We start from the raw sequence: 23,535 nt of genomic DNA on the forward strand, positions 1-23,535 counted from the left end.
TGGGTTGGGATACACTCGACGAACTTCTAGCGCAATATCATGACTTTGATATATTTACTGACGACTCCTTAAAAGTGAAGCACCTTAGACCAACAGGTAAAGCATATAACGCTAAAGCCAAATTACTACAAGGCGAAGCCATGTACACCATGGGCTATGGATATTGGATTACCTTTATCGCCTCCTTAAAAATGGCTTGGAAATTAAAGAAACGGAATGCTTTTTTCGATAATATGGAAGGATTTTACAATGCTAGAGAATCACAAAAACCGTTGCTTGTGACCAAAGATGAGGCCGATTTTATTCGAAAGTACCGTTGGCAGAGTATTAAAAAGAAACTATTTTAAATAAAAAATGCCGCTCAAAGAGCGGCATTTTTTTTATAAGTGTAATACTTTATTATATTCCTAATTCTGCCTTCACATCAGCTAAAAGGTTTTTACCTTTAGCAACGATTAAGCCACCACCAACTTGTGCATCGATCACATAATCGAATCCTTGTGCCGCTGCTACTTTTTCAATAGCCGCTTTAGCCTTATCTGAAATTGGTGCAAAAAGTTCACCTTGCTTTTTCTGAAGCTCTCTAGAAGCAGCTTGTTCAGCTTCTTGGATGTTTTTTTGAACACCTTGAAGTTCTAAAGCTCTTTTTTCATTCTCTTCTTTAGATTTAGCCGCCGCTTCATTTTGATATAAAGTAGCTTTATTTTGGAATTCAGCCATTGAACTTTCTATGTCCGCTCTATACGTTTCAGATAACTTTTTTAATTCAGCTTCTGCTGATTTCATTTCTGGCATTGATGTCAACAATTGAGTTACATCAATATGGGCAACTTTGCTCTGTGCATTTACAAATCCGGTTGCAGCGATAAATAATACTAGGGCTACCGCTATTTTCTTTACTTGTTTCATTTGAGTATACTATTTGAGTGTTAATTACTTGTGGTTAATTATTAAAATTTAACTATCGTCTCTACTTTCCGAATCAGAATCGTCTTCATCTTTATCTTTATTACGTTCTGCTTCTTTAGCATCTTTCTCTGCTTGTCGCTCTTCTAAGAGCTTCTGTCTACGCGCTTCGTAAGCTTTCTTACGTTCTTCACGCAATTTTATTTGCTCAGCTCTCCTTTCATCAGCCGTTTTGGCTCGAGCTTCCTGTGCTTGTTTTGCCTTTTCCTGTCGCTCAATTAAAGCTTCGCTTATCCTTTCTTCTTCTCCTTCAACATCAAATTCATCCGCACGACTCTTACTAGCTTTCTTCTTAGGTTTGCTTACTTTTCTAGTTCTAGCAATGCCTCTTAGTATTAAATCGCTAATATCGTGCCTTTTTTCGGAATACAACATTACAACATCCGCAGATTTATCAAAAATAAAATCGTACTTTTTATTAGCACCTATCTTCTGAACCTCATTGAACACCTGATCTTGTATCGGCTGAATCAACATTCTCTTTTGAACTACTAGATCTCCTTGTGGTCCAAAACGGTCTTGTTGATACTCCACCATTTCCTTTTCAGCAATCGCAATTTCCTCTTCACGCTCAGAAATTAACTCATCAGTTAAAAGAACACGTTCAGACATTAAATCTTTCTTCATCTGTTCAACAGCACTCTGCTTCTGCTCTACTTCAACTTTCCACTTCTGAACTTTATTTTCTAGTTGTTCAGTAGCATCACGATATTCTTCTACATTCTCTAAAATGTATTCCATATCTACATATGCCATTCGAACTCCACGTGCTTGCGCTATAGCATTCGATGAAAACAGCACTATTGCTAAAAGTAAAAGAACGTTCGATTTTGTCTTCATTTCTTAATCGGTTTAAACTAAAGAAAATATCGTGCCAAATTTACTAAAACTTTTAAAATGAAGCATTTAGCATATGACAGGATTAATTTTCTGAACTAATTTTTATGTTTAGAACTGTTGACCAATTATGAAGTGCGTTTGTAATCCACTTGGACCGCTGGCGCCAGAAGTTAGATCCTCATCAAACCCATAGCCAAAATCAATACCCAATAGACCAAACGCTGGCATAAAAATGCGAAGCCCCACACCAGCCGACCGTTTTAGTTCAAACGGATTAAATTCCTGAAAATTGTTGAAACCGCGTCCTCCTTCTAAAAAAGCTAGTCCATAAATGGAAGCAGAAGGCTTTAAAGTAAGTGGATATCTTAATTCCAGCGAAAACTTATTATATACAATTGCACCTTCCTGACTGCCTGTAATCTCATCTACAGGGGTAAGTGCTTGATTTTCATAACCTCTTAATTGCACAACATCTCTACCATCTAAGGTGAAATTACCTAGTCCATCACCACCAACAAAGAAACGTTCAAAAGGAACATCACCTATATCGTGATTATAAGCTCCTAAAAAGCCAAACTCTGCATTTGTACGCAATACCAAATCTCCTACAAGGGTAGTATACCAATCGCCTTTAAACTTAATTTTATAGTATTCAAGCCAATTAAAACGCTCTTCTTCTAAGGCTTCACGTTCTTCAGAAAGTGCTTCATAAGTAGTTTCATAAGTAGCACTTGAAGTATCTAATGCACTCAATTCCGTCAACAACTCCGTACTTCTTTCACTTATCGCAGCAAAATCTTTATTGCTAAACAAAGAATATGGTGGTGTTAACTTTGCAGTAAATTCAAAGTTAGAACCGCCCCTTGGAAAGATTCGTCCACCTGTTTGAGAGTTTCTTGAAAGTCCAAATGTATATGTAAATGAATTTGACTTACCATCTCCAAAACTAAACAACCCAATATTGTAATCGTTGAAATCATACAACTGATATCCAATAGAGTGCGAAATGGTAAAGAAATCATCTGGCCATTGAACTCTTTTTGCTAAACCTAAAGTTATACCTGTAATTGAGAAGCCACGATCCGGATCTCTAACAATATTACCACTTGTATCATAAGAGGCAGCAAATTGTTTTGTTTGCGAAGCATTAACACTAAAACGCACCGGTTTCTTCCCTCCTAACCAAGGTTCTGCAAAATTTAAGCTATAAATTCTGTAGGTTCTACTTGCCTGTAGTCGCAAAGCGAAAGTTTGACCATCACCCATAGGTACTGGCTTATATTCCTCGCCTTTAAACAGATTCTTCATAGAGAAATTGCTGAATGAAAGTCCAAGTGTACCTATAAAACCACCACCACCGTAGCCACCTTGTAATTCTATCTGGCTAGATCCTGCTTCTATTAAACCATAATTAATGTCCACAGTTCCCTCATTCGGATTAGGATTTAAAACATCAGGCTTAATTTGTTCAGCATCAAAATACCCTAATTGACCCAATTCACGAATACTTCGAATGATATTCGATTTATTATATTTTTGACCAGGTCTTGTACGTAATTCTCTAAAGATTACATGGTCATTTGTTCTGTCATTACCTTCAACAGTAACGTGATTTAAAAAGGTTTCTTTACCTTCTATAATTCTAATTTCGAAGTTAATTGTATCATTGGCAGCAGAAATTTCTACTGGGTTTATACTAGAGAATAAATATCCATTATTCTGATATAGATTTGTAATGTCTTGCGCATCGGGATCAGAATCATCAGCAATTCGCTTTCTTAATTCAACACCGTTATAGGTTTGACCTTTTTTTATACCCAATACTCGAGCTAAGTCTCTATCAGTATAAACACTATTACCCACAAAATTAATATCACCGAAGTAATACTTATTTCCCTCTTCTACCTTTATCTTTAAAGCAATATTATTATCATCCACGGAGGTTAGCGAATCGTATATTACACGAGCATCACGATATCCGTTTTCGGCGTATTTATCAATTAATAAATCTAAATCGTTCTGATAATCTTCTTCAATATATTTTGACTTTTTCCAAACACGCCAAAACCTTTTCTCTTTGGTTTTTTTCATAGCGCCCTGCAATTTTTTAGCAGAAAGCTGTTCGTTACCTACAAAATCTATTCTTTTAATTTTAACTTTATCCCCGCGGTCAATGTTTACAACCATTTTCTGGGTATTCGAATCTATCGTGTCTTTAGTTGTAATTATATTAACCTTGGTATTTAAGTAACCATCTTTTTTGTATTTATTCTGAAGATAGTTCTTTGTATTTGCGATAAGACTTTCTGTAATCTTCTTTCCTTTCTTAAGATCAGTATCTTCTAATATCTTTTCAACTTTTCGAGGTTTTATACCATTAACCTTTACAGAAGAAAGTGTTGGGCGCTCTTTTATTACTAGTTCCAAGAAAATTTTATCACCTTCAATATTAGTAGTGTAAAAGTCAATAGCACTAAAAAGCTCAAGCCCCCAGAGTTTATTGATAATTGCACTAATTTGATCACCAGGAACGGTAATTGGTTGGCCTTCTCTTAGCCCAGTATATGTTTTTACCGTTTGTTCGTTATAACTTTGCAATCCGGTAACTTCCAGACCCCCCAGTATATAGCGCTTACCTTCGTCATAGGAGCTTTCTTGAGCTACTATGCCGGATACGGCAAAAAACATTAAAATTGTGAATAAAAGTTCAAATGGTTTGAACTTTGTCGAGTAGTTAATTGAGTTGTTCGCTAGTTTTTCCAAATCTTCGTTCTCTATTCTGGTAATTCTTAATGGCTTCCGCAAGATGATGCTCATTAAAATTGGGCCAAAATACATCAATAAAATATAATTCTGCGTAGGCTATCTGCCAAAGTAAAAAATTGCTTATCCTTTGTTCCCCACTGGTACGGATAAGCAAGTCTACGTCTGGCAAATTTTGCGTGTAAAGATGAGTATTAATAATGGTTTCGTCAATATTTTCAGGTGAAATTATATTATTTTTAACTTTGATGGCAATCTCCTTCATAGCAGTAGTTAGCTCTTCACGAGAACCATAACTCAGCGCCAAAGTAAGCGTGAGACCTGTGTTTTCCTTTGTTTTCGCTATAGTCTCCTCTAATTCTATTTGAGCTTTTTTAGGTAAGGACTCAATATTGCCGATTGTATTCAATCGAACGTTATTTTTGTTAAAAGTTTTAAGTTCTTTTTTTAAAGAAGAAACCAAAAGCCGCATTAACGTATCCACTTCTAGTTTAGGTCTGTTCCAATTTTCTGTAGAAAAAGTATATAATGTAAGGTATTCCAACCCCATTTTTACACAATTTTCAACTGTAACGCGAACTGTTTTAACACCATGTTCATGACCAAAAACTCGCAATTTACCTCTTTCTTTAGCCCAACGACCATTTCCATCCATAATAATGGCTAAATGACGGGGCAACTTCGTCTTATCAACATCTTCGATAGTAATCATACCTTGTAGACTTCTTACTGAAAACAATCTTGACAGGGTTTTCTGCCAAAGGTGTAAGTTAAGGTTAATCCGGAGAAAACATACCAGTCATCACTAAAAATATTACCAAATGCAACATCTAGTTGGTTGCTTATTAAATTTGATTTTTCTGGATTACTAGCATCTAAATTATCGGTAAAAGTATACCGAGCCCCTATTTCTGCACCTAAAATTAAAAATTGATTTAATCTATATTTTGCACCAACTGTCATTGGTATTGCCATAGAACCATCAGTTTGATTGAAATTAATAAACTGGCCGGCATCAAAATAATTATAATCGTATCTAAAATAAGTAACCCCAGTATATAAATAAGGTGTAAAAGCAGGTCCTAACTTATGCAAGTTATATTCTACAAAGTTAAACTCCAGCCCTATTGACGCTTCCGTCATTCTATTTTTTACAACGTAACCACGTTGTTGACGCGAAGAAATGCTCGATTTAGTATCATCTGCTTTAAATTTACCATGATAAACACTAGCGCGCCATGCGTATCTTTTACTCTTATTCCATTTAAACAAACCTCCGTATGCAAAACCTGAAGGCAAAATAAAATTGGTTCGCCCAACATCTCCTATATTATTAGCACCACCAGCAAAAACACCTACCTCATAGGTCTGCGCTGAAATTTGACTAACAAGCAAAACAAAGACTATAACGATTAATCGTTTCATGAAACTTAAAAATTTGAAAATATAACGATTGCCCTGACCTTAGAAATAATCGTTTCATTCAGGTTCTCAAATGATAAACAGGTTTTGTACTTATTTATTGTTTTGGTGTAGTTCAATTCCGGCGATCTTCACCCCATAATAATTTGTTACGAAGTGTTTTTAAGAAGCTCTCAGAAGTATACTCAATCATCTTTATTGTAAAGTCGGCTCGTTTTACCATTATTTCTTGGCCATTTTCAATAGACGCTAATCTAGAGTCCAGTGAAACCAAATGGTTTTCTTCTCTACCGGACACCTTAAGTCGTATTTCCGTATCATCAGAAATTACCAATGGTCTTGCGTTTAAATTATGTGGTGCTATAGGAGTTAAAACTAAAGATTTTGCCGAAGGAACAATTACAGGACCTCCACAACTCAACGAATATCCAGTTGAACCAGTTGGTGTAGAAATTATTAAACCATCGGCCCAATAAGAGGTTAAATATTCATCATCCAAATAAGTTTCTATGGTAATCATAGAAGTAGTGTCTTTTCTACTAACACTTACTTCATTAAGTGCAAAATTCATTGTTTCAAATTCTGGTATTTCAAAACCAGCAGAAACTTCAACTAAACTGCGCTCCACTACTCTATACGACCCGCTTAAAAACTCAGTCACCACTTTACGTACATCTTCTTTTTTAAAAGTGGATAAAAATCCCAATCGACCTGTATTCACGCCCACTATTGGTATTCCTAAATCCCGTACAAAAGTTGTAGCCCGCAATATAGTACCATCACCACCAAAACTTACGAACATGTCAAAAGAACCATCTAAGCCAGTTGAGGTTGTAAAAGTGTTGTGATTAATGGATGTATTTCTTGAAGCTAAAACCGAGTGAAAATCTTCCTCTATCCAAACTTCTGAATCATCTTTTTGAAGTTCATTTAAAAGCTCTTCTACTGCGTCTAAGGCATCATCCTGATTATTCAATCCATAAATGGCAACTTTCACAAATAGCTAATTTAAACGTTAAGATATTTTTCTAGATAATCTGATCGCTGCTTTAAGTCTTCCAAAAATTGATCGTCATTATTACCAAATAGTACATTATAATTATAACGTCTGAAAGTCTGCAGCACTTCATTTAAATCTGTAGTACCTATTTTTAAAGTTATTTGAATAACATCGTTACGAATATCGGTAATAAAAGCTCCTATTACCCGTGTATTATTACTTTCAACAATTTGCGCAATTTCACTAAACGAATAATCTTTAATTCCGCGAGCTAAAACAATAATACCACCTGGCTCGGTAAAGAAAGGTTTATCAATAAAAAAGGCACAGATATCAGTTAAATCATAATAACCCAATACTTCAGAATCATCATTAAGCACTGGAATAAGATTGGCTTCATTTCGCGCAAATGTTTCCAAAACATCAAGCCAATTCGTATCTTTTTTAACAAAAAAAGTCTCTAAGCTATATCTATAATCCGCAATATATTTTCCTTCTTCTAATTCATGAGCATCATCTTCGCTCATTATTCCCACGAACTGACCTTTATCAGTAATAGCAACATGCGAGAATGTACTATCATGAAAAAAATCAACGATTTTAGCAATTGAATCCGTCACCGTAAATACGGCAATATCATCAATTATGTGATTTCTTAAAGGCATATTTAATTATATTGGTGCAAAGTACTAATTAAAATATCAAAAGGTGTGCCCAAGAGTGTGTTTTAAACTATATAAATCATTTTTTTCAAACTCTTTTAACACATAACCCCGTTATAATTTTAGACTTAAGCACTGCTATACCGAAAAATTATGCCTAATTCTACACTAAAATAGTCCATAAAAAACCTATTCATACACCTCAAAATACCTTCTGATTCGTAATTTTGCATACACAATAAAAGTATAACGCATTTATGACAAAGCTTAGTGTTAATGTAAATAAAATAGCGACCCTTCGAAATTCTCGTGGTGGCAATGTACCCGATTTACTTAAGGTAGCTGCAGATATTGAATCTTTTGGAGCCGAGGGCATCACCATTCACCCGCGTCCAGATGAGCGACATATTCGATATCAGGATGCTAAGGACTTAAAAAAAATAGTTACTACAGAATTTAATATTGAAGGTAACCCAATTCAAAAATTTATTGATTTGGTTTTAGAGGTTAAGCCTACTCAAGTAACTCTTGTACCCGATGCCGTTGATGCTATTACATCTAATGCCGGTTGGGACACCAGAAAACACGCAGATTTCCTCACCGAAGTTATTGCTACTTTTAGAACAAACGGAATTAGAACCTCAATTTTTGTTGATGCTGATACCAAAATGGTGGAGGGTGCAGCGAAGACAGGTACTGACAGGATTGAACTATACACCGAAAGTTTTGCCCAAGCCTTTTCCAAAGGAAACAAAAAAGGCATTGAACCTTTTGTAAAAGCTGCTAAAACCGCTAATAAATTAGGGGTAGGTATAAACGCCGGACATGATTTAAGTTTAGAAAATATTAAATTTTTTAAGGAGAACATACCAAATCTTTTAGAAGTATCTATCGGGCATGCACTTATTTCAGAAGCCTTATATTTAGGTTTAGATAACGTAATAAACATGTACTTAAATCGATTAAAATAATGAAACTCTTGCATTCTAAAATAATTGGTGAAGGCCAACCATTACTTATATTACATGGCTTTCTTGGAATGTCAGACAATTGGAAAACTCTTGGTAACAAATATGCTGAAAAAGGGTTTCAAGTGCATTTAATTGATCAACGCAATCATGGTAAAAGCTTTTGGTCAGATGAATTTAATTACGAACTATTAGCATCAGATATTGTCGCATATTTACATCACCACCAAAAAGAAAAATGCAGTATTATTGGTCATTCTATGGGTGGTAAAACTGCAATGCAATTTGCAAGCTCTTACCCCAATTACCTGGAAAAAATAATTATTGCCGACATAGCTCCGAAATATTACCCACCGCATCATCAAAATATCATTGACGCTTTAAACATGCTGAATTTATCAGAAATTGATTCTAGATCAGGAGCGGAATCAGAATTAGAAAAGCATATTAGTGAATTTGGAATACGTCAATTTTTATTAAAAAACCTGTACTGGATAAACAAAGGAGAATTGGGTTGGCGTTTTAATTTAAGTGTACTTTCAGAAAAGATGGAAGAAATTGGTGAAAATATAGCATCAAGCTCAATTTTCGAAGGGCAAACCTTGTTTCTAAAAGGTGATCGATCAGAATATGTAATTGCTGCGGATGAAGGCAACATAAAAAATCATTTTCCAAATGCTCAAATCGAGACCATAGACAACGCCGGACATTGGTTGCATGCAGAAAATCCTGTGCAATTTTTTAAAAAATCGCTAAGCTTTTTAAAATCGTAAGACAAACAGATTACCTTTAACACTATAAAATTAGAATATTATGAATCTATTATTAAGAGTTTTGCTAAGTGCAATTGCTGTTGTTATTTTATCTAAAATATTACCTGGAGTTGGCGTTGATAGTTATGTAACTGCTATAATAGTGGCAGTTGTACTGGGTTTATTAAACTTCATTGTAAAACCGATATTGGTAATTTTAACCCTACCAGTAACCATAATAACTTTAGGTCTTTTCTTACTAATCGTAAATGCCTGCATCATTTTATTAGCTAATTATTTTGTTGATGGTTTTAGCGTTTCTAACATTTGGTGGGCTATAATTTTTAGTTTGCTTTTAAGTCTTTTTCAATCGATTCTTTTTTCATTCCTTAAAAAGGATAAATAGCAATAGAAACCACGTAAATACATTGGCAACTAGCTAATTAAAAACTTGCTCCACTAGAGAAAATATACTAATTTTGCATCCCGCTAAAAATGGGATTTAGGAAAAGATATATGAATATTACGAAAGAACAAGTCGACGAGTTGAATGCCATAGTAAAGGTGGCTATTACAAAAGACGATTATAAAGATAATGTCGAAAAAATTTTAAAAGACTATAGAAAGCAGGCGAATATTCCTGGTTTTAGAAAAGGACAAGTGCCAATTGGTCTTATAAAAAAACAATATGGCAAGGCTGTTTTAGTAGACGAGGTTAATAAATTACTACAAGACAATCTTAACAAATACCTAACCGAAGAAAAACTTGATGTTCTAGGTAATCCTTTACCTAAACAACAAGAAAATTTTGATTGGGATAAGGAAGAGTTTGATTTTGAATTTGAATTGGGTCTTGCACCTAGTTTTGAAGTTTCTTTGAAGACCAAAAAACCAATTACACGTTATAAGATAGTAGCTGATCAAAAAATGATTGATGAGCAAGTAGAACGTATTCAAAAGCAATACGGTAAATTGGTTAGCAAGAACGAAGTTAACAAAGTGGACGAAATCAACGGTATATTCAAAAACGAAGCCGAAGAAATCGAAAATAAATTTGTTATAGAACTTGATAAAGTTAAAAGCAAGAAAGCAATTGATGCTTTAGTTGGTAAAAAAGTAGGTGATATTGTTTCACTTAAAACTAAAGGTCTTTTTAAAGAAGACCATCTACTAACCCATGCTTTAGGCTTAACTGCTGAAAAAGGAGAAGGTTTAAATATTGATGTTGATTTTGAAATACAAGAAATTAACGAACGTGAGCCTGCAAATCTAGATCAAGAATTATTTGATAAGCTTTTCGGAAAAGACGAAGTAAAGTCTGAAGATGAATTGAAAGCTAAAATAAAAGAAGATTCTGAAAAACAATTCGAGCAACAAGCAGATCAGAAGCTTCTTAATGATATTACAGAATATTTTATTGAAAACACGAAGTTTGATTTGCCTGTAGAATTCTTAACCAAATGGATTAAGATGACTGGCGAAAACCCATTAACGGAAGATCAGGCAAGCGAAGAGTTCGAAAAATCGGAAAAAGGATTGCGTTACCAACTTATTGAAGGTAAAATTATTCAAGAAAACGATATTCAGGTACAATTCGAAGAATTGAAAGAATTTGCTAAAGGCTTTATTAAGTCACAAATGGCGCAATACGGTCAAATGAATCCGGAAGAAGCTGAGCTTGACGCCATTGCAGCAAGAGTAATGGGCAACCAAGATGAAGTTAAAAGGCTTTCTGAACAACTTATGAGTCAAAAACTTCTTACTTTATATAAAGAAAAAGTTAATTTAAAGACGAAAGAACTTACATATGATAAGTTTGTAACTGAAGTTTACGGCTCGTAGATTCAGTTTATCGAATTAATCTGTGCTTCGCCTTTTTATAAGCACTTTTGAGTACTACAAAAAAGGCGATCTTATATAAATTAGTATCTTTAACGTGCCGAACATTATGCTTCGGCACCTTTTTTTATTAAAATATCACTCAAATATTACATGGACTACGGAAAAGAATTTAAAAATTTTGCCATAAATCACCAAGGTATTAACAGCACTTATTACGATAAAATAATGAGTAGCATGTATCCGGTGAATATGACACCAAATATTATTGAAGAAAGGCAAATGAACGTTATTGCTATGGACGTTTATTCAAGATTAATGATGGATCGCATTATTTTTCTTGGCACTGGTATTAACGACCAAGTTGCAAATATTGTTCAAGCACAATTACTGTTTTTGGCAAGCGTAGACGCTACTAAAGACATACAAATTTATATTAATTCACCAGGTGGTAGTGTTTATGCTGGTTTAGGCATTTATGATACCATGCAATTCATCTCACCAGATGTAGCTACAATTTGTACAGGTATGGCAGCATCAATGGGAGCAGTATTGCTTTGTGCGGGTGAAAAAGGGAAGCGTAGTGGATTAAAACATTCACGAGTAATGATTCACCAACCAATGGGTGGAGCGCAAGGTCAGGCTAGCGATATAGAAATTACCGCAAGGGAAATTCTAAAATTAAAAGATGAATTATATGAAATCATCGCACAACATTCTGGCCAAACCGTTAAAAAAGTACATGAAGATAGTGATCGTGATTACTGGATGAAAGCTGAAGAAGCTAAAAAATACGGTATGATTGACGAATTATTAGTAAGGGAGAAGGAATAAGGTAGACCAAGATAGTATGGCAAAAGAAAATTTAGAATGTTCATTCTGCGGAAGGAAGAAACCAGAGACTAATCTATTAATAGCTGGTCTGGATGCTCACATCTGTGACAGATGTATAGAGCAGGCACATGGTATAGTGGCGGAGGAATCGAAGCAATCGAAAACAAATGATTTGTCTTCAGAATTGATTCTAAAAAAACCCATTGAAATTAAAGAGTTTTTGGACACATTTATTATTGGCCAAGAACGAACCAAAAAAGTAATGTCGGTGGCAGTTTACAACCACTATAAAAGATTATTACAACCTAGTTCTAACGAAGATGATGTTGAAATACAAAAAAGTAACATTATCATGGTTGGGCAAACTGGTACAGGTAAAACCTTAATGGCGAAAACCATTGCTCGTATGTTAAACGTACCATTAGCTATTGTTGATGCTACCGTTTTAACGGAAGCTGGTTATGTAGGTGAAGATGTCGAAAGTATTTTAACGAGGCTATTACAAGCTGCTGATTACAATCTTGAAAAAACGGAAAGAGGTATCGTATTTATTGATGAAATTGATAAAATTGCACGTAAAAGCGATAACCCTTCTATAACTAGAGATGTTTCTGGTGAAGGTGTTCAACAAGGTCTTCTTAAATTATTAGAAGGAACAGTGGTAAATGTTCCGCCAAAAGGAGGAAGAAAACATCCCGACCAAAAATTTATTGAAGTAAATACTGAAAATATATTATTTATCGCTGGAGGTGCATTCGACGGTATTGAACGTGCTATTTCTAAAAGATTGAATTTACAATCAATAGGATATAGTGCTTCTAAAGCGGAAGATAACCTGGATGATACTAATATCTTGCAATATATTATTCCTAAAGATTTAAAAGACTTCGGATTAATTCCTGAAATTATAGGAAGACTTCCTGTGTTAACTCATATGAATCCTTTGGATGAGAAAACATTGCGAGCAATTTTAACAGAACCTAAAAATGCTATTATAAAACAATATGAGAAACTATTCGCTATGGATGGTATTGTATTTACAATTACCGATCAAGCCTTAGATTATATTGTTAAGAAAGCTATTGAGTACAAGTTAGGCGCGAGAGGACTTCGCTCTTTATGTGAAGCCATATTTACAGATGCCATGTTTGAAATGCCTACCAGTGGAGAAAAGGAATTTAAAGTAAGTAAGCCATATGCTGAAAGCAAACTAAATTACGAAACTATTAAAAAGCTAAAGGCGGTTTCATAAATATATTAAATGTAAACCATAAAAAAACCTCGTCTATTCATAACAGACGAGGTTTTTTAGTATATCTATATGCTACTTTTAGACTACTTTTCTTTTCTTGAATTTCACCTTAGTTACATTGGCCAATAAATCTTGACAAACTTTACCGATAATTTTTTCATCTGTATAAAGTTCATGTCCAAAATTTGGTATTATCTCTAATTCAGTACCAACCTTTTCAGCCCAATCTTTTTTAGGCATAAAAGAATCGTTACCTCCATAAATTAAATTCATTGGACAATCTGGTTTTTGATTTTCTTCACGAATTCTTGTCGCTGAAACCGTATATAAAGATTTTACTGGTAAACCCTTTAATGCAGCTTTCCAAGCAATTGTACCTCCCGTGCTAAATGCTAAGTAATGTGAAGCTGTTTTCTCTTTTCGAATTAAATGTGCAACCGCTGTATCAATTCCACCTTCTACAAATGCCTTATGTAAATTCTTTTCATCATTCACAGCTAAATCAATATGAGCTAACTGTTGCACATCGTAGAAAACAATATCATAATACTGTTGAAGATACCCTAAATATGAGGTAATCCATAATCCTTTTTTAACTCCCCACATATCCGATAAGACGACTAGTCTTTCTGCCATAATTTTGTATTTGTTTGTGTGTATAATAAGATTTAGATTGGCAAATTGAACATTAAACGCCTGAAAACAGCATTTATTTGTTTATCGGAAGTAAAAATTCGATATAGTAAGCGATTACGCCTAAATATAGCCAATTACCTGAATGATAATTACACTTTAAACGTTTATAGAGAGTAATTCTTCGATATAATCTCGTTGATTAGAAAGTCGCGGAATCTTGTGTTGTCCACCTAATTTGTTATTAGATTTCAACCAGTCATAAAATAGATTTTCTCTAGCAATATGTACTTTAGGCAAGTTGAGAGTAATACTATTATAGCGCTTTGCTTCGTAGTCGGAATTCAAAGATTTTAGAGCATTATCTAGAAGCTCAGTAAAATAATCTAAATCTTCTGGTGGTCTTCTAAATTCTATAATCCATTCGTGAGCCCCTTTCTCTTTTCCAGCCATAAAAACAGGACCCGCAGTGTAATCTTTAATTTCGGCACCGGTCTTTTTACAAATACTCTTTAACGCTTCTTCAGCATTTTCAATAATTAATTCTTCACCGAATACATTAATATGATGCTTTGTTCTGCCTGTTACCTTTATACGATAAGGATTAGTAGAAGTAAAACGAATTGTATCGCCTATTTTATACCGCCATAAACCGGAATTGGTAGTTATGATAATGGCATAATTTCTACCTATTCGAACTTCCCATAATGGTATTGCTTGTTGTGCTTCAGTGCCATATTGATCCATTGGAATAAATTCATAAAATATACCATAATCTAACATCAACAATAAGTCATCGGCACCATTGCGATCTTGAATAGCAAAAAAGCCTTCAGATGCATTATAGATTTCATAATATTTAAAACTCTTTCGAGGCAGCAGTTTCTTGTATTGTTCTTTATACGGATTAAAACTAACGCCTCCATGAAAATAAACCTCTAGGTTTTCCCAAACTTGGAACAAATGATCTTTACCAGTATCTTCAATTACATCATTTAATAACACCAACATCCACGAAGGGACCCCCGCTAAGCTAGTTACATTCTCTTGAGTACTTTCATTAATGATAGCCTTTAGCTTATGCTCCCACTCACTCATTAAAGAAACCTTATTACTTGGCGTACTACTAAATTCTGCCCAAAGCGGCATATTATCAATTAAAATGGCCGATAAATCACCAAATAAGGAACCATTATCTTCATAAAGCTCTTTACTGCCACCCAAACGTAAACTTTTACCCGTGAACAATTGTGAGTTTTCATTATTATTCAGATAGAGACACAACAAATCTTTACCAGATTTATAATGACAATCTTCAAGTGCCTCGGCACTAACAGGAATAAATTTACTTTTGGCATTTGTGGTTCCGCTGCTTTTAGCAAACCATTTTATTGAAGTAGGCCAAAAAATATTTTGTTCGCCACGACGCGTTCGTTCAATACTAGGTTCTATTTCTTCATAGGACTGAATTGGCAAACGCTCGCGAAAGGTTTGATAATTACTAATAGATTCAAACTCATATCTTTTACCAACCTCTGTTTCGTCTGCTATTTCAAGTAATTGACGCAATACCTCCTCTTGAACTTCTTCTGGATATTTTAGAAAAAGTTCTATCTGATGATAGCGCTTTTTTAAAAGCCATGAAGCAATAGAATTGAATAATGGTATTGACATTTTTAGGTATATTTAGCCTTCTAAAATAATGTATTAAACTATCATTTTCAAATAACAATTTAAGGCATGCAATACGAAGGTGTACTAAGAAAAATGCAAACCGAATTCGGGAGTCCCATTCAATATTATATGGTTTTTGATAATGATTTTTTAAACGTTAATCAAATACTTGACAAACAACTAAGTATCGCTTTTATCAAATATCAATGTCTAAACTGTGGAAAAGACAAACCTATTTATCGACAAGGATTTTGCCAGAGTTGCTTCTTCGAAACACCGGCTGCAGGGGATTGGATTATGAGACCTGAATTAAGCACAGCGCATTTAGGAAAAGAGGATAGAGACCTTGAGTATGAGAAAAGAGCTCAATTACAACCCCACATTGTTTATTTAGCAAATTCAAGTAATGTAAAAGTAGGCGTTACTAGGAAAGCACAGGTGCCTACACGATGGATTGACCAAGGAGCACATGAAGCCATAGAAATTGTTGAAGTACCGAATCGATATTTGGCTGGTATTACAGAAGTAGCTTTAAAAGACCATGTTGGAGACAAAACGAATTGGCGTAAAATGTTAACAAATAAAGTTGACGATGAAAACTTAGTAGAATGGCGCGCAAAACTTAAAGAATTCATACCTGCTGAAGCCCTAGAATATTTTATAGAAAATAATACAGAGACGAATCTTGATTTTCCCGTATTACAGTACCCAGAAAAAGTGAAAAGCCTTAATCTTATTAAAACTCCACACTATTCTGGTGTTTTAAAAGGCATAAAAGGCCAGTACTTTATTTTTGAAGACAATACTGTATTCAATGTTCGTGGAAGCGAAGGCTATTATGTGGGCTTAACTATTAGTTAGTATCACTTTTTTTCTTACCTAAAATACCACCAAGAATACTTTTAGCTTTTTCTTTTACAGCTTCTTCGGTCTTAACTTCTGTTACTGTATCCTTATTTTCCTCGGTAGCTTCTTCTTTTTTACTTCCTAATATTCCGGTTAAAATCTCCTTAGCTCCATCTGTTGTTTTTTCCTCTGTAGTAGCAGAATCGCTTTCAGCTGTTTTATTTCCTAATATACCGGTCAATAAATCTTGTGCTTTATCTTTTCCTTTGCTAATCAGCTTTTGTTTTTCAATTTCAACTAGCTTGGTTGTTAAGCTTTTTACGCCACCTGTTAGGTCTGTAGACACATCTGGACTCGTATAATTACCTCCAATATTAGCAGTAACGGGTACCGTTAAATCCTCTAAAGAACTATCATCTATTTTCGCAATTAAACTATTTACATCACTACCCAAATATTTTGCAGGCACATCAATAGTTGCCGCATAATTCAGCTTTTGATCGAAGGTATGACTACCCGAAATATTCATATCAATATCCTGATACTTCACAGTAAACGGTTTCACTTTAACCGCTCCATTTTCAAAAGTTAATGCGGTCTTCAATCCTTTTAAGTCTAAATTTTCTGGTTTTAGAAAAGTTAACTTCTCCCCTACTTTATTTAAAACAGCTGTCTTTTTAGGGTCCAATTCTGTTTGCATTAACTCAGCTAATACATCACCTGAAATAGTTGCCATGTCAGGTGTAAAATCATCATTTAATTTTCCAGAAATTTCAATCTCTGAATCTAAAACCCCACGTAAAGCACCAGCAACAGGAGCTAGCGTTTTAAACAATTCAAAAGACTCGAAAGTTTCACTGATATTAAAATTCTTCATATCGAGCTTCATTCCAAAATCTGGAACTTCATTCTTAGTAGAAACTACACCATTAAAGGCCATTTTTCCATCAAAAATAGAAGTTGTCATATTTTGTAATGTTGCCTTTTCATCTTTAATCAAAAGCGTTCCCTTAACATCTTTTAAAGTGAGATTATCATATAATACAGTTGACGCATAAGCATTTATATTACAATCCAAAAATGAAGGAATCTTTAGCGATTCTTCACCAGTAGGCTCTGGTGCTGATTCCGAATCTTTCGGCTGCTCTTCAACATCAGCAGTCATAAAATCGTTCAAGGAAAAAGTATTCGATTTTAAATTAAAATTCCCTTTTACTTTCTCATCATTAAACATATAGCCTAACAAATTATCAATAGTACCTGAAGCATTAAAATCAGTTTTACCTGTACTACCTTGCAATTCATTTAAACTAACTTTATTTGGATTAAATGTTAATTTTGTGGTAGCAATCTTTACCGGATTAGCCATTTCTTCTGAATTGTATTCAAAATCTTTCAGGCTAAACGTACCGTCAATTTTTGTGTTCTCGTATTTATTATTTTCAACTGATGCCATATCGAAATTAGCCGAAATATCCGCATCTAAAAAACCTTTCAAATTTAAATCATGTGGTACAGGATAGGCCTGAGAAATATTAGCCAAATTCATATTACCATCTACATGAGCATCCATTTTCATATTACCCATTAAATCTCTAATCTTAGATACCATATTAAATTTATCCTCATCAATCATAAATGACAGCTTATTGATGTCAACATAGGTGTCTTCCGTAATTCCAGTTGCATTATTTATTGCTACATCAATAAAAATATTTCGAACCGACTTTGGTAAATCTGGATATTTAAAAGATGCATTTGTAGAATTCAATTTAATATTGAATGTAGGAATATGTGTTTCATCTACAATTCCCTTAAACTCACCAGCTACTGTAAAATCACCCGTAGTTTTAATATTATCTAAGTTTTTAGAATATTCCTCTGGTATTACCGCTAAAAAGTTTTTAAACTCTGATGAAGGTGTTTTAAAGTTCACATCCACTTCTTGATTATCTTCATTTAACTGAATAAATCCATCAAATACCAATGGTAATTGATTAATTAAGGCTTCATTTTTTAGAAATGAAAATTTCATCTTTTCTAAATCTAATCCAATAAGCGCATCCAAAGCCAAATTATGATTGTTTAGATAATTCGTGCTATCCATTCCAAAAGATACAAAGGCGGTAGTTTTAGTATCTAGTTCAGATGTTGCTAATGAAAGATCTCCACTACCAGAATGATTTAATTCGGTAATCGTCAAGTTCATATTTGTACTGCGGTCGTCATAAACAATTTTAGAATTTTGTATACTATATTCATCCATTGCGAGAGTAAAACTAGATTCACTAGCTGTACTTTCTGTTTCAGCACTTCCATCTTCAAGCGCAATGTCATAATTCGCACGCTCTTCCGTGTCTACTTTGACATTTACATTCGCACCCTCAACAAAAAAACGGTCTATTTTAATAGGTTCATCGGATTCTTTAAAAAATTGACTGATTCCTAATTTTAATTCTACTTCATTGGCAGCAAATAGCGTATCCCCCTCAAATGGCGCTTTATTAACTAGGGAAACCTTTTCGAGAGTTACTGTGGCATTTGGAAAATTACTAAACAAACTTAAATCTGCATCGACAAAATCTAAAGTAGCATTAACATTTTCGTTGACTTTATTTTTGATGATATCATCGATTTTACCTTTTAAGAAAAAAGGAGTGGCGATTAATACTACAATCAACAATACTACAACGATACCAAGTATCTTAAAAATTTTCTTCATGCAATGGATTTTATGGTAAGAAGCAATTCATACTTTTTTAAATGCATAAAAAAGTATAAATCACTCCATTATATAACTTAAAACGGGAGACATTATTTTAACCTAAAGGTTAAGAATATTCTAAATTTCGAGGTTAATTTCTTCTCCGATTTTTAGTCCGAATCTTTTTCTTAAAAGATATACGAAGAAATAGAGTAAAGGGGTGTCGAGAAATGCTATAAAAATCTTAAAAAGAAAGCCAGAAACTACAAGTCCAAAGAATAAATGCCATGGAAGCACCTTGAAAATACACAAAAGGCCTACAACTACAAAGGTGTCTATAAACTGAGATAAAAAGGTCGAAAAATTGTTACGCAACCACAGGTGCTTACCATTGGTTAGTTTTTTCCAAAAATGATAAATAGCGATATCTATATATTGAGCTGTTAAATATGCCAACATAGACGCCAAAACTGCTAATGGAGATAATGAAAATACTTGGCTAAAAATTTCATTACTTAAAGGTGAAGAAGGTATTGCTGGTGCCACATCGGCTACCAGAATTATACTCATGGAAAAAAAAGAAGCAAAAATACCTGCCGTTACAATCTCATTCGCCTTTTTCTTTCCAAAAATCTCTGATATTAAATCGGTAATTAAAAAGGTAATTGGATAAGGCAGTACACCTACAGAAATCTCGAATAACGAAACGCCAAACACCTCAACATCTCCAAAAGGATTCCAATAAAAGAATTTCTGAAATATTAAATTTGATACAACCAGAGAAGTAATAAAAAGCGCACCCAAATACAAGTAAATGCGATAGGCCAACTTTTTATCTTTAAGGGTCATTTTTTCAGTCATTAACTGATTATTTAATCTCTAATATAAAAGGCATTCTCGCTTGAACTCCATTTTGCTCCATCACCGATTTAAATTGTTTAAAAATAGCATATGCCTCCACCCCTACTTCTTCTTCTATAAATTCTTGTTTAACTTTTGCACTAGCGCCACCGAAATCTTCCATAAACTGTTCTAAGCCTGTTTTATACTTTGGATATTTTCGAATTCCGTATTTCTCTAGATTACTCATTTTAGCAGCTTCAGCAATAGCATCGTCTAAATTTCCAAGTTCATCCACAAGACCTAATCTTTTCGCATCCACCCCACTCCACACTCTACCCTGTGCTATACTATCTGCTTGAGCTACAGTAATATTTCTACCACCTGCTACTCTTGATAAAAAAGTTTCGTAGGTTTCTTCAATACCATCTTGCATTATTTTTCTAAAACTATCCGACATTGGTTCGAATAGCGAGTAATCAACCGAATTTTTATTGGTCCCTACTTGCTCTGCATTAACACCAATATCTTCAGCCAGTTCTTTAACATTAGGAATAGTTCCAAAAACACCTATAGAACCTGTAATCGTTGTTGGTTCAGCAAATATTTTATCTGCACCAGCTGCTATATAATAGCCTCCAGACGCAGCTACATCTCCCATGGAAACTACAACAGGTTTCACCGCTTTTGTCAATTCAATTTCGCGCCAAATAATATCTGAAGTTAGCGCACTACCTCCTGGAGAATTAACACGAAGAACAATAGCTTTTATTTTATCATCTTCTCGCGCTTTAATTATCGCTTCATTAATAATTCCTTGTCCAATAACATCAGGGCCACCTTCGCCGTACATAATTTCACCTTGAGCAAAAATTACTGCAATTTTATCATCTCCAATATGACTTTTCTTGGCATTCGACCGCACAACATAGTCATCTAGCAATACGGTGTTTAAATCTTTATCATCTTCTAATTCTAATGTTTCACGAAGTTTCGCTTCATATTCATCATAAAATAAGGTATCATCTATAAGACCTGAAGCCTTGGCATATTCCGTTGTTCTGCCTCCTAAGGTGTCAGCAATAATATTCAGATTTTCGGGGCTGATATTTCTTCCTTCCGAAATATCTTCAATCATAGAATTCCACAAAGAACCTATCAATTCTTTAATTTGAGTTCTGTTTGCATCACTCATTTCGTTTGACAAAAATGGTTCAACAGCGCTTTTGTATTTGCCATGCCGAATGACTTCCATTTTAATGCCGGTCTTTTCCTGTAAATCTTTATAGAAAAGAACTTCTGTAGCCAACCCTTTGAAATCTAACACACCAACCGGATTCAAATAAATCTTATCCGCTACGCTAGCCAGATAATAATCTTTTTGCATATAAAAATCCGCATATGCGTAAATAAACTTCCCACTCTCTTTAAAATCTAACAAGGCTTTACGAATAGCTTGTGTTTGCGCTAAACCTGCTAAAAGAAAATTATTTTTAATACTTATGCCTTTAATATCATTGTCGTCTTTAGCGATTTTAATGGCGTGTAAAATCTCATCTAAGCTCTGCGATTCTTCGAAAATCCCAGCAAATGGATCTACTTCATTATTTCCTGTATAATCACTAATTGGTCTATTTAGTTGTAATTCTAATATTGAATTATTTTTTATAGATACGTCTTGCTCCGTGCTACCTAAAACTGTAACAAAGATGAAAAACATAACGAAGACAATTCCGAATGCAATAAGACAACCAAAAATAGCAGCCAATAGATTTCTCAGAAAATTCATAGATTCTTTATTATTAGCTGGCAAAGATAACTATTGTGAAATTCTTTTTAATTAATTTGGTTTCCTATTATGAAGGACACAAATACCGTTTATCTCTCTTTAGGCAGCAATCTTGGTGACAAACTTAGTATGTTACAAGAAGCTATTTACAACATTGACAAGCTGGCCGGTACTATAAAAACTGTCTCTCCGGTTTATCAAAGTGCTGCATGGGGATTTGAAAGTGATGATTTTTTTAATATCTGCTTAGAACTGACTACACCACTAACAGCCCCTAGACTTCTTAAGCAATTGATGGAAATTGAAACTGCAATTGGTCGAAGACGTTCTAGTGAAACTGGGTATGCCGCTAGATGTATTGATATTGATATTCTGTATTTTAATAGATTGATATTAAATAGTGCGCAATTAATTATTCCACACCCAAGATTAGAAGAAAGACGCTTTGTATTACGACCACTAGCCGACATTGCTCCTCAATTCTATCATCCGATTTTAAAAAAAGACACGCGAAATTTATTACAAGAATGTAAAGATGAAATTTTGCCTAAGAAAACTAACTTGGTACTTTTTAAAAATAGGTCGGAGTTATTTTCTCAACTTCAATTCTTAGCTATTGAAGGTAATATAGGTGCTGGCAAAACAACACTAGCGAAGCGCATTGCTAAAGATTTTAATGCAAAACTTATATTAGAACGATTTGCAGACAATCCATTTTTACCAAAATTTTATGAGGATCAGGGCAGATATGCATTTCCTTTAGAAATGTCATTTTTAGCAGATCGTTATCAGCAATTTATTGATGACACCAACCAATTAGATTTATTCAAAAAATTTATGGTTAGCGATTACGACATTTACAAATCTTTAATTTTCGCTAAAATAACCTTACAAGATGTTGAATTTTCACTGTATCGAAAGATATTCGACTTTATGTACCGAGAAGTAAAAAAACCAGATGTTTATGTTTTCCTGTATCAAAATACACACCGCCTTTTAGAAAATATTAAAAAGCGGGGTCGTGATTATGAACAAGATATTTCATTTGAATATTTAGATAAAATAAACAAAGGATATTTGGAATATATTAAAAGTCAGTCAACTGAAAATAGTTTAATTATTGATGTTACAGAATTGGATTTTGTAGAAAATGAGAACGACTATGAAACCGTAATGAATCAAATACAGCAATATGTAATGAATTGGTCTTTTTAAATATTTAATTTTGACCAAACATCCCATACAGTTACTCCAACGCTAACCGAAATATTTAAAGAGTGTTTTGTTCCAAATTGAGGAATTTCAAGCACCTCATCACTGACATCAACAACTTCTTGTTGCACACCTTTCACTTCGTTACCAAAAATTAACGCATATCTTTTTGATCTATCAATTTCGAGCTTATTCAAAAAAGTAGCATTTTCTGCTTGTTCAACAGCAAGAACATGGTAGTTACTACTTTTTAAGTTGGTTACCAAATCAATGCTATTTTCAGCATATTCCCATGCAACACTATCGGTAGCTCCAAGGGCTGTTTTTCTTATATCTTTATGTGGTGGAGTTGCCGTAATTCCGCACAAATATATTTTTTCAACTAAAAACGCATCAGCAGTACGAAATACTGAACCTATATTGTTTAAACTACGAATGTTATCTAGGACAATAACGATTGGTGACTTTTCTACCAACTTAAATTCATCAGTTGTAAGTCTATCTAACTCTTCGTTTTTAAGCTTTCGCATTATTTAGTT

21 protein-coding genes and 1 pseudogene are annotated in these 23,535 nt (G+C 34.0%); 9 read left to right on the forward strand and 13 right to left on the reverse strand.

Features of this window, described 5'->3' with window-relative positions; all coding sequences use genetic code 11:
- A pseudogene (locus tag ABJF52_RS15835) lies at positions 1-347 on the forward strand (glycosyltransferase family 2 protein); the annotation flags it as partial.
- 52 nt (positions 348-399) lie between these two features.
- Here the strand turns inward: ABJF52_RS15835 and ABJF52_RS15840 are convergent.
- From ABJF52_RS15840 to ABJF52_RS15870, 7 genes are all read right to left on the reverse strand, one after another.
- Positions 400-909: an OmpH family outer membrane protein gene (locus ABJF52_RS15840; protein WP_348152411.1), complete on the reverse strand. Its 510-nt coding sequence runs from the start codon at positions 907-909 to the stop codon at positions 400-402.
- 48 nt (positions 910-957) lie between these two features.
- On the reverse strand, positions 958-1,806 hold the full coding sequence (locus ABJF52_RS15845; protein ID WP_348152414.1) for an OmpH family outer membrane protein: 849 nt from the start codon (positions 1,804-1,806) through the stop codon (positions 958-960).
- A 108-nt stretch (positions 1,807-1,914) separates the two neighbouring features.
- Entirely contained in the window at positions 1,915-4,494 is a 2,580-nt protein-coding gene (bamA, locus tag ABJF52_RS15850) for an outer membrane protein assembly factor BamA (RefSeq protein ID WP_348152530.1), read from the reverse strand.
- A gap of 46 nt (positions 4,495-4,540) precedes the next feature.
- On the reverse strand, positions 4,541-5,281 hold the full coding sequence (locus ABJF52_RS15855; protein ID WP_348152417.1) for an isoprenyl transferase: 741 nt from the start codon (positions 5,279-5,281) through the stop codon (positions 4,541-4,543).
- Positions 5,282-5,295: 14 nt separating this feature from the next.
- Complete coding sequence (locus tag ABJF52_RS15860) at positions 5,296-5,994, reverse strand: DUF6089 family protein (protein WP_348152419.1); 699 nt, start codon at positions 5,992-5,994, stop codon at positions 5,296-5,298.
- A 112-nt stretch (positions 5,995-6,106) separates the two neighbouring features.
- Positions 6,107-6,988: an NAD kinase gene (locus ABJF52_RS15865; RefSeq protein WP_348152422.1), complete on the reverse strand. Its 882-nt coding sequence runs from the start codon at positions 6,986-6,988 to the stop codon at positions 6,107-6,109.
- 11 nt (positions 6,989-6,999) lie between these two features.
- Positions 7,000-7,656, reverse strand: a complete 657-nt coding sequence (locus ABJF52_RS15870) for a CBS domain-containing protein (protein ID WP_348152425.1) — start codon at positions 7,654-7,656, stop codon at positions 7,000-7,002.
- Between the two features lie 254 nt (positions 7,657-7,910).
- Here ABJF52_RS15870 and ABJF52_RS15875 point away from each other — a divergent pair, with 254 nt between their 5' ends.
- The 6 genes from ABJF52_RS15875 (at position 7,911) to clpX (ending at position 13,298) form a co-directional block, all read left to right on the forward strand.
- Positions 7,911-8,624, forward strand: coding sequence for a pyridoxine 5'-phosphate synthase (locus ABJF52_RS15875; protein ID WP_348152428.1), 714 nt, complete (start codon positions 7,911-7,913; stop codon positions 8,622-8,624).
- Entirely contained in the window at positions 8,624-9,394 is a 771-nt protein-coding gene (locus ABJF52_RS15880) for an alpha/beta fold hydrolase (protein WP_348152431.1), read from the forward strand. Before ABJF52_RS15875 ends, ABJF52_RS15880 begins: the two co-directional genes overlap by 1 nt.
- Positions 9,395-9,434: 40 nt before the next feature.
- Positions 9,435-9,779: a phage holin family protein gene (locus tag ABJF52_RS15885; protein WP_348152433.1), complete on the forward strand. Its 345-nt coding sequence runs from the start codon at positions 9,435-9,437 to the stop codon at positions 9,777-9,779.
- Positions 9,780-9,889: 110 nt separating this feature from the next.
- Positions 9,890-11,215, forward strand: coding sequence for a trigger factor (gene tig, locus ABJF52_RS15890; RefSeq protein WP_348152436.1), 1,326 nt, complete (start codon positions 9,890-9,892; stop codon positions 11,213-11,215).
- A 150-nt stretch (positions 11,216-11,365) separates the two neighbouring features.
- The gene (clpP, locus tag ABJF52_RS15895; protein ID WP_348152439.1) at positions 11,366-12,046 is read left to right on the forward strand and encodes an ATP-dependent Clp endopeptidase proteolytic subunit ClpP; all 681 of its coding nucleotides are present in this window, start codon (positions 11,366-11,368) and stop codon (positions 12,044-12,046) included.
- Positions 12,047-12,062: 16 nt separating this feature from the next.
- The gene (gene clpX, locus ABJF52_RS15900) at positions 12,063-13,298 is read left to right on the forward strand and encodes an ATP-dependent Clp protease ATP-binding subunit ClpX (RefSeq protein ID WP_348152441.1); all 1,236 of its coding nucleotides are present in this window, start codon (positions 12,063-12,065) and stop codon (positions 13,296-13,298) included.
- A 78-nt stretch (positions 13,299-13,376) separates the two neighbouring features.
- Here clpX and ABJF52_RS15905 read toward each other — a convergent pair whose 3' ends face one another.
- Together ABJF52_RS15905 and ABJF52_RS15910 are read right to left on the reverse strand one after the other, a co-directional pair.
- A complete protein-coding gene (locus tag ABJF52_RS15905) occupies positions 13,377-13,934 on the reverse strand; it encodes a hypothetical protein (protein WP_348152444.1) in 558 nt (185 codons plus the stop codon).
- Positions 13,935-14,090: 156 nt separating this feature from the next.
- Positions 14,091-15,605 (reverse strand): GH3 auxin-responsive promoter family protein, encoded by a 1,515-nt coding sequence (locus tag ABJF52_RS15910; protein WP_348152447.1) that lies wholly within the window; start codon positions 15,603-15,605, stop codon positions 14,091-14,093.
- A gap of 66 nt (positions 15,606-15,671) precedes the next feature.
- Between ABJF52_RS15910 and ABJF52_RS15915 the strand changes: the two genes are divergently transcribed.
- A complete protein-coding gene (locus ABJF52_RS15915; protein WP_348152450.1) occupies positions 15,672-16,466 on the forward strand; it encodes a DUF2797 domain-containing protein in 795 nt (264 codons plus the stop codon).
- Here ABJF52_RS15915 and ABJF52_RS15920 read toward each other — a convergent pair.
- From ABJF52_RS15920 to sppA, 3 genes are all read right to left on the reverse strand, one after another.
- Positions 16,459-19,173: an AsmA-like C-terminal region-containing protein gene (locus ABJF52_RS15920; protein WP_348152453.1), complete on the reverse strand. Its 2,715-nt coding sequence runs from the start codon at positions 19,171-19,173 to the stop codon at positions 16,459-16,461. The genes ABJF52_RS15915 and ABJF52_RS15920 overlap by 8 nt on opposite strands.
- 120 nt (positions 19,174-19,293) lie before the next feature.
- Positions 19,294-20,004, reverse strand: a complete 711-nt coding sequence (locus ABJF52_RS15925) for a queuosine precursor transporter (RefSeq protein WP_348152533.1) — start codon at positions 20,002-20,004, stop codon at positions 19,294-19,296.
- Between the two features lie 19 nt (positions 20,005-20,023).
- A complete protein-coding gene (gene sppA, locus ABJF52_RS15930; RefSeq protein ID WP_348152455.1) occupies positions 20,024-21,784 on the reverse strand; it encodes a signal peptide peptidase SppA in 1,761 nt (586 codons plus the stop codon).
- Positions 21,785-21,853: 69 nt separating this feature from the next.
- Here sppA and folK point away from each other — a divergent pair, with 69 nt between their 5' ends.
- On the forward strand, positions 21,854-22,999 hold the full coding sequence (folK, locus tag ABJF52_RS15935) for a 2-amino-4-hydroxy-6-hydroxymethyldihydropteridine diphosphokinase (protein ID WP_348152458.1): 1,146 nt from the start codon (positions 21,854-21,856) through the stop codon (positions 22,997-22,999).
- On the opposite strand, the gene ABJF52_RS15940 is transcribed toward folK, so the two are convergent.
- On the reverse strand, positions 22,996-23,526 hold the full coding sequence (locus tag ABJF52_RS15940; RefSeq protein ID WP_348152461.1) for an RNA methyltransferase: 531 nt from the start codon (positions 23,524-23,526) through the stop codon (positions 22,996-22,998). The genes folK and ABJF52_RS15940 overlap by 4 nt on opposite strands.
- Between the last annotated feature and the right edge of the window lie 9 nt (positions 23,527-23,535).

The sequence above is a fragment of the Aurantibacter sp. genome, assembly GCF_039941195.1.
GTDB lineage: Bacteria > Bacteroidota > Bacteroidia > Flavobacteriales > Flavobacteriaceae > Aurantibacter_A.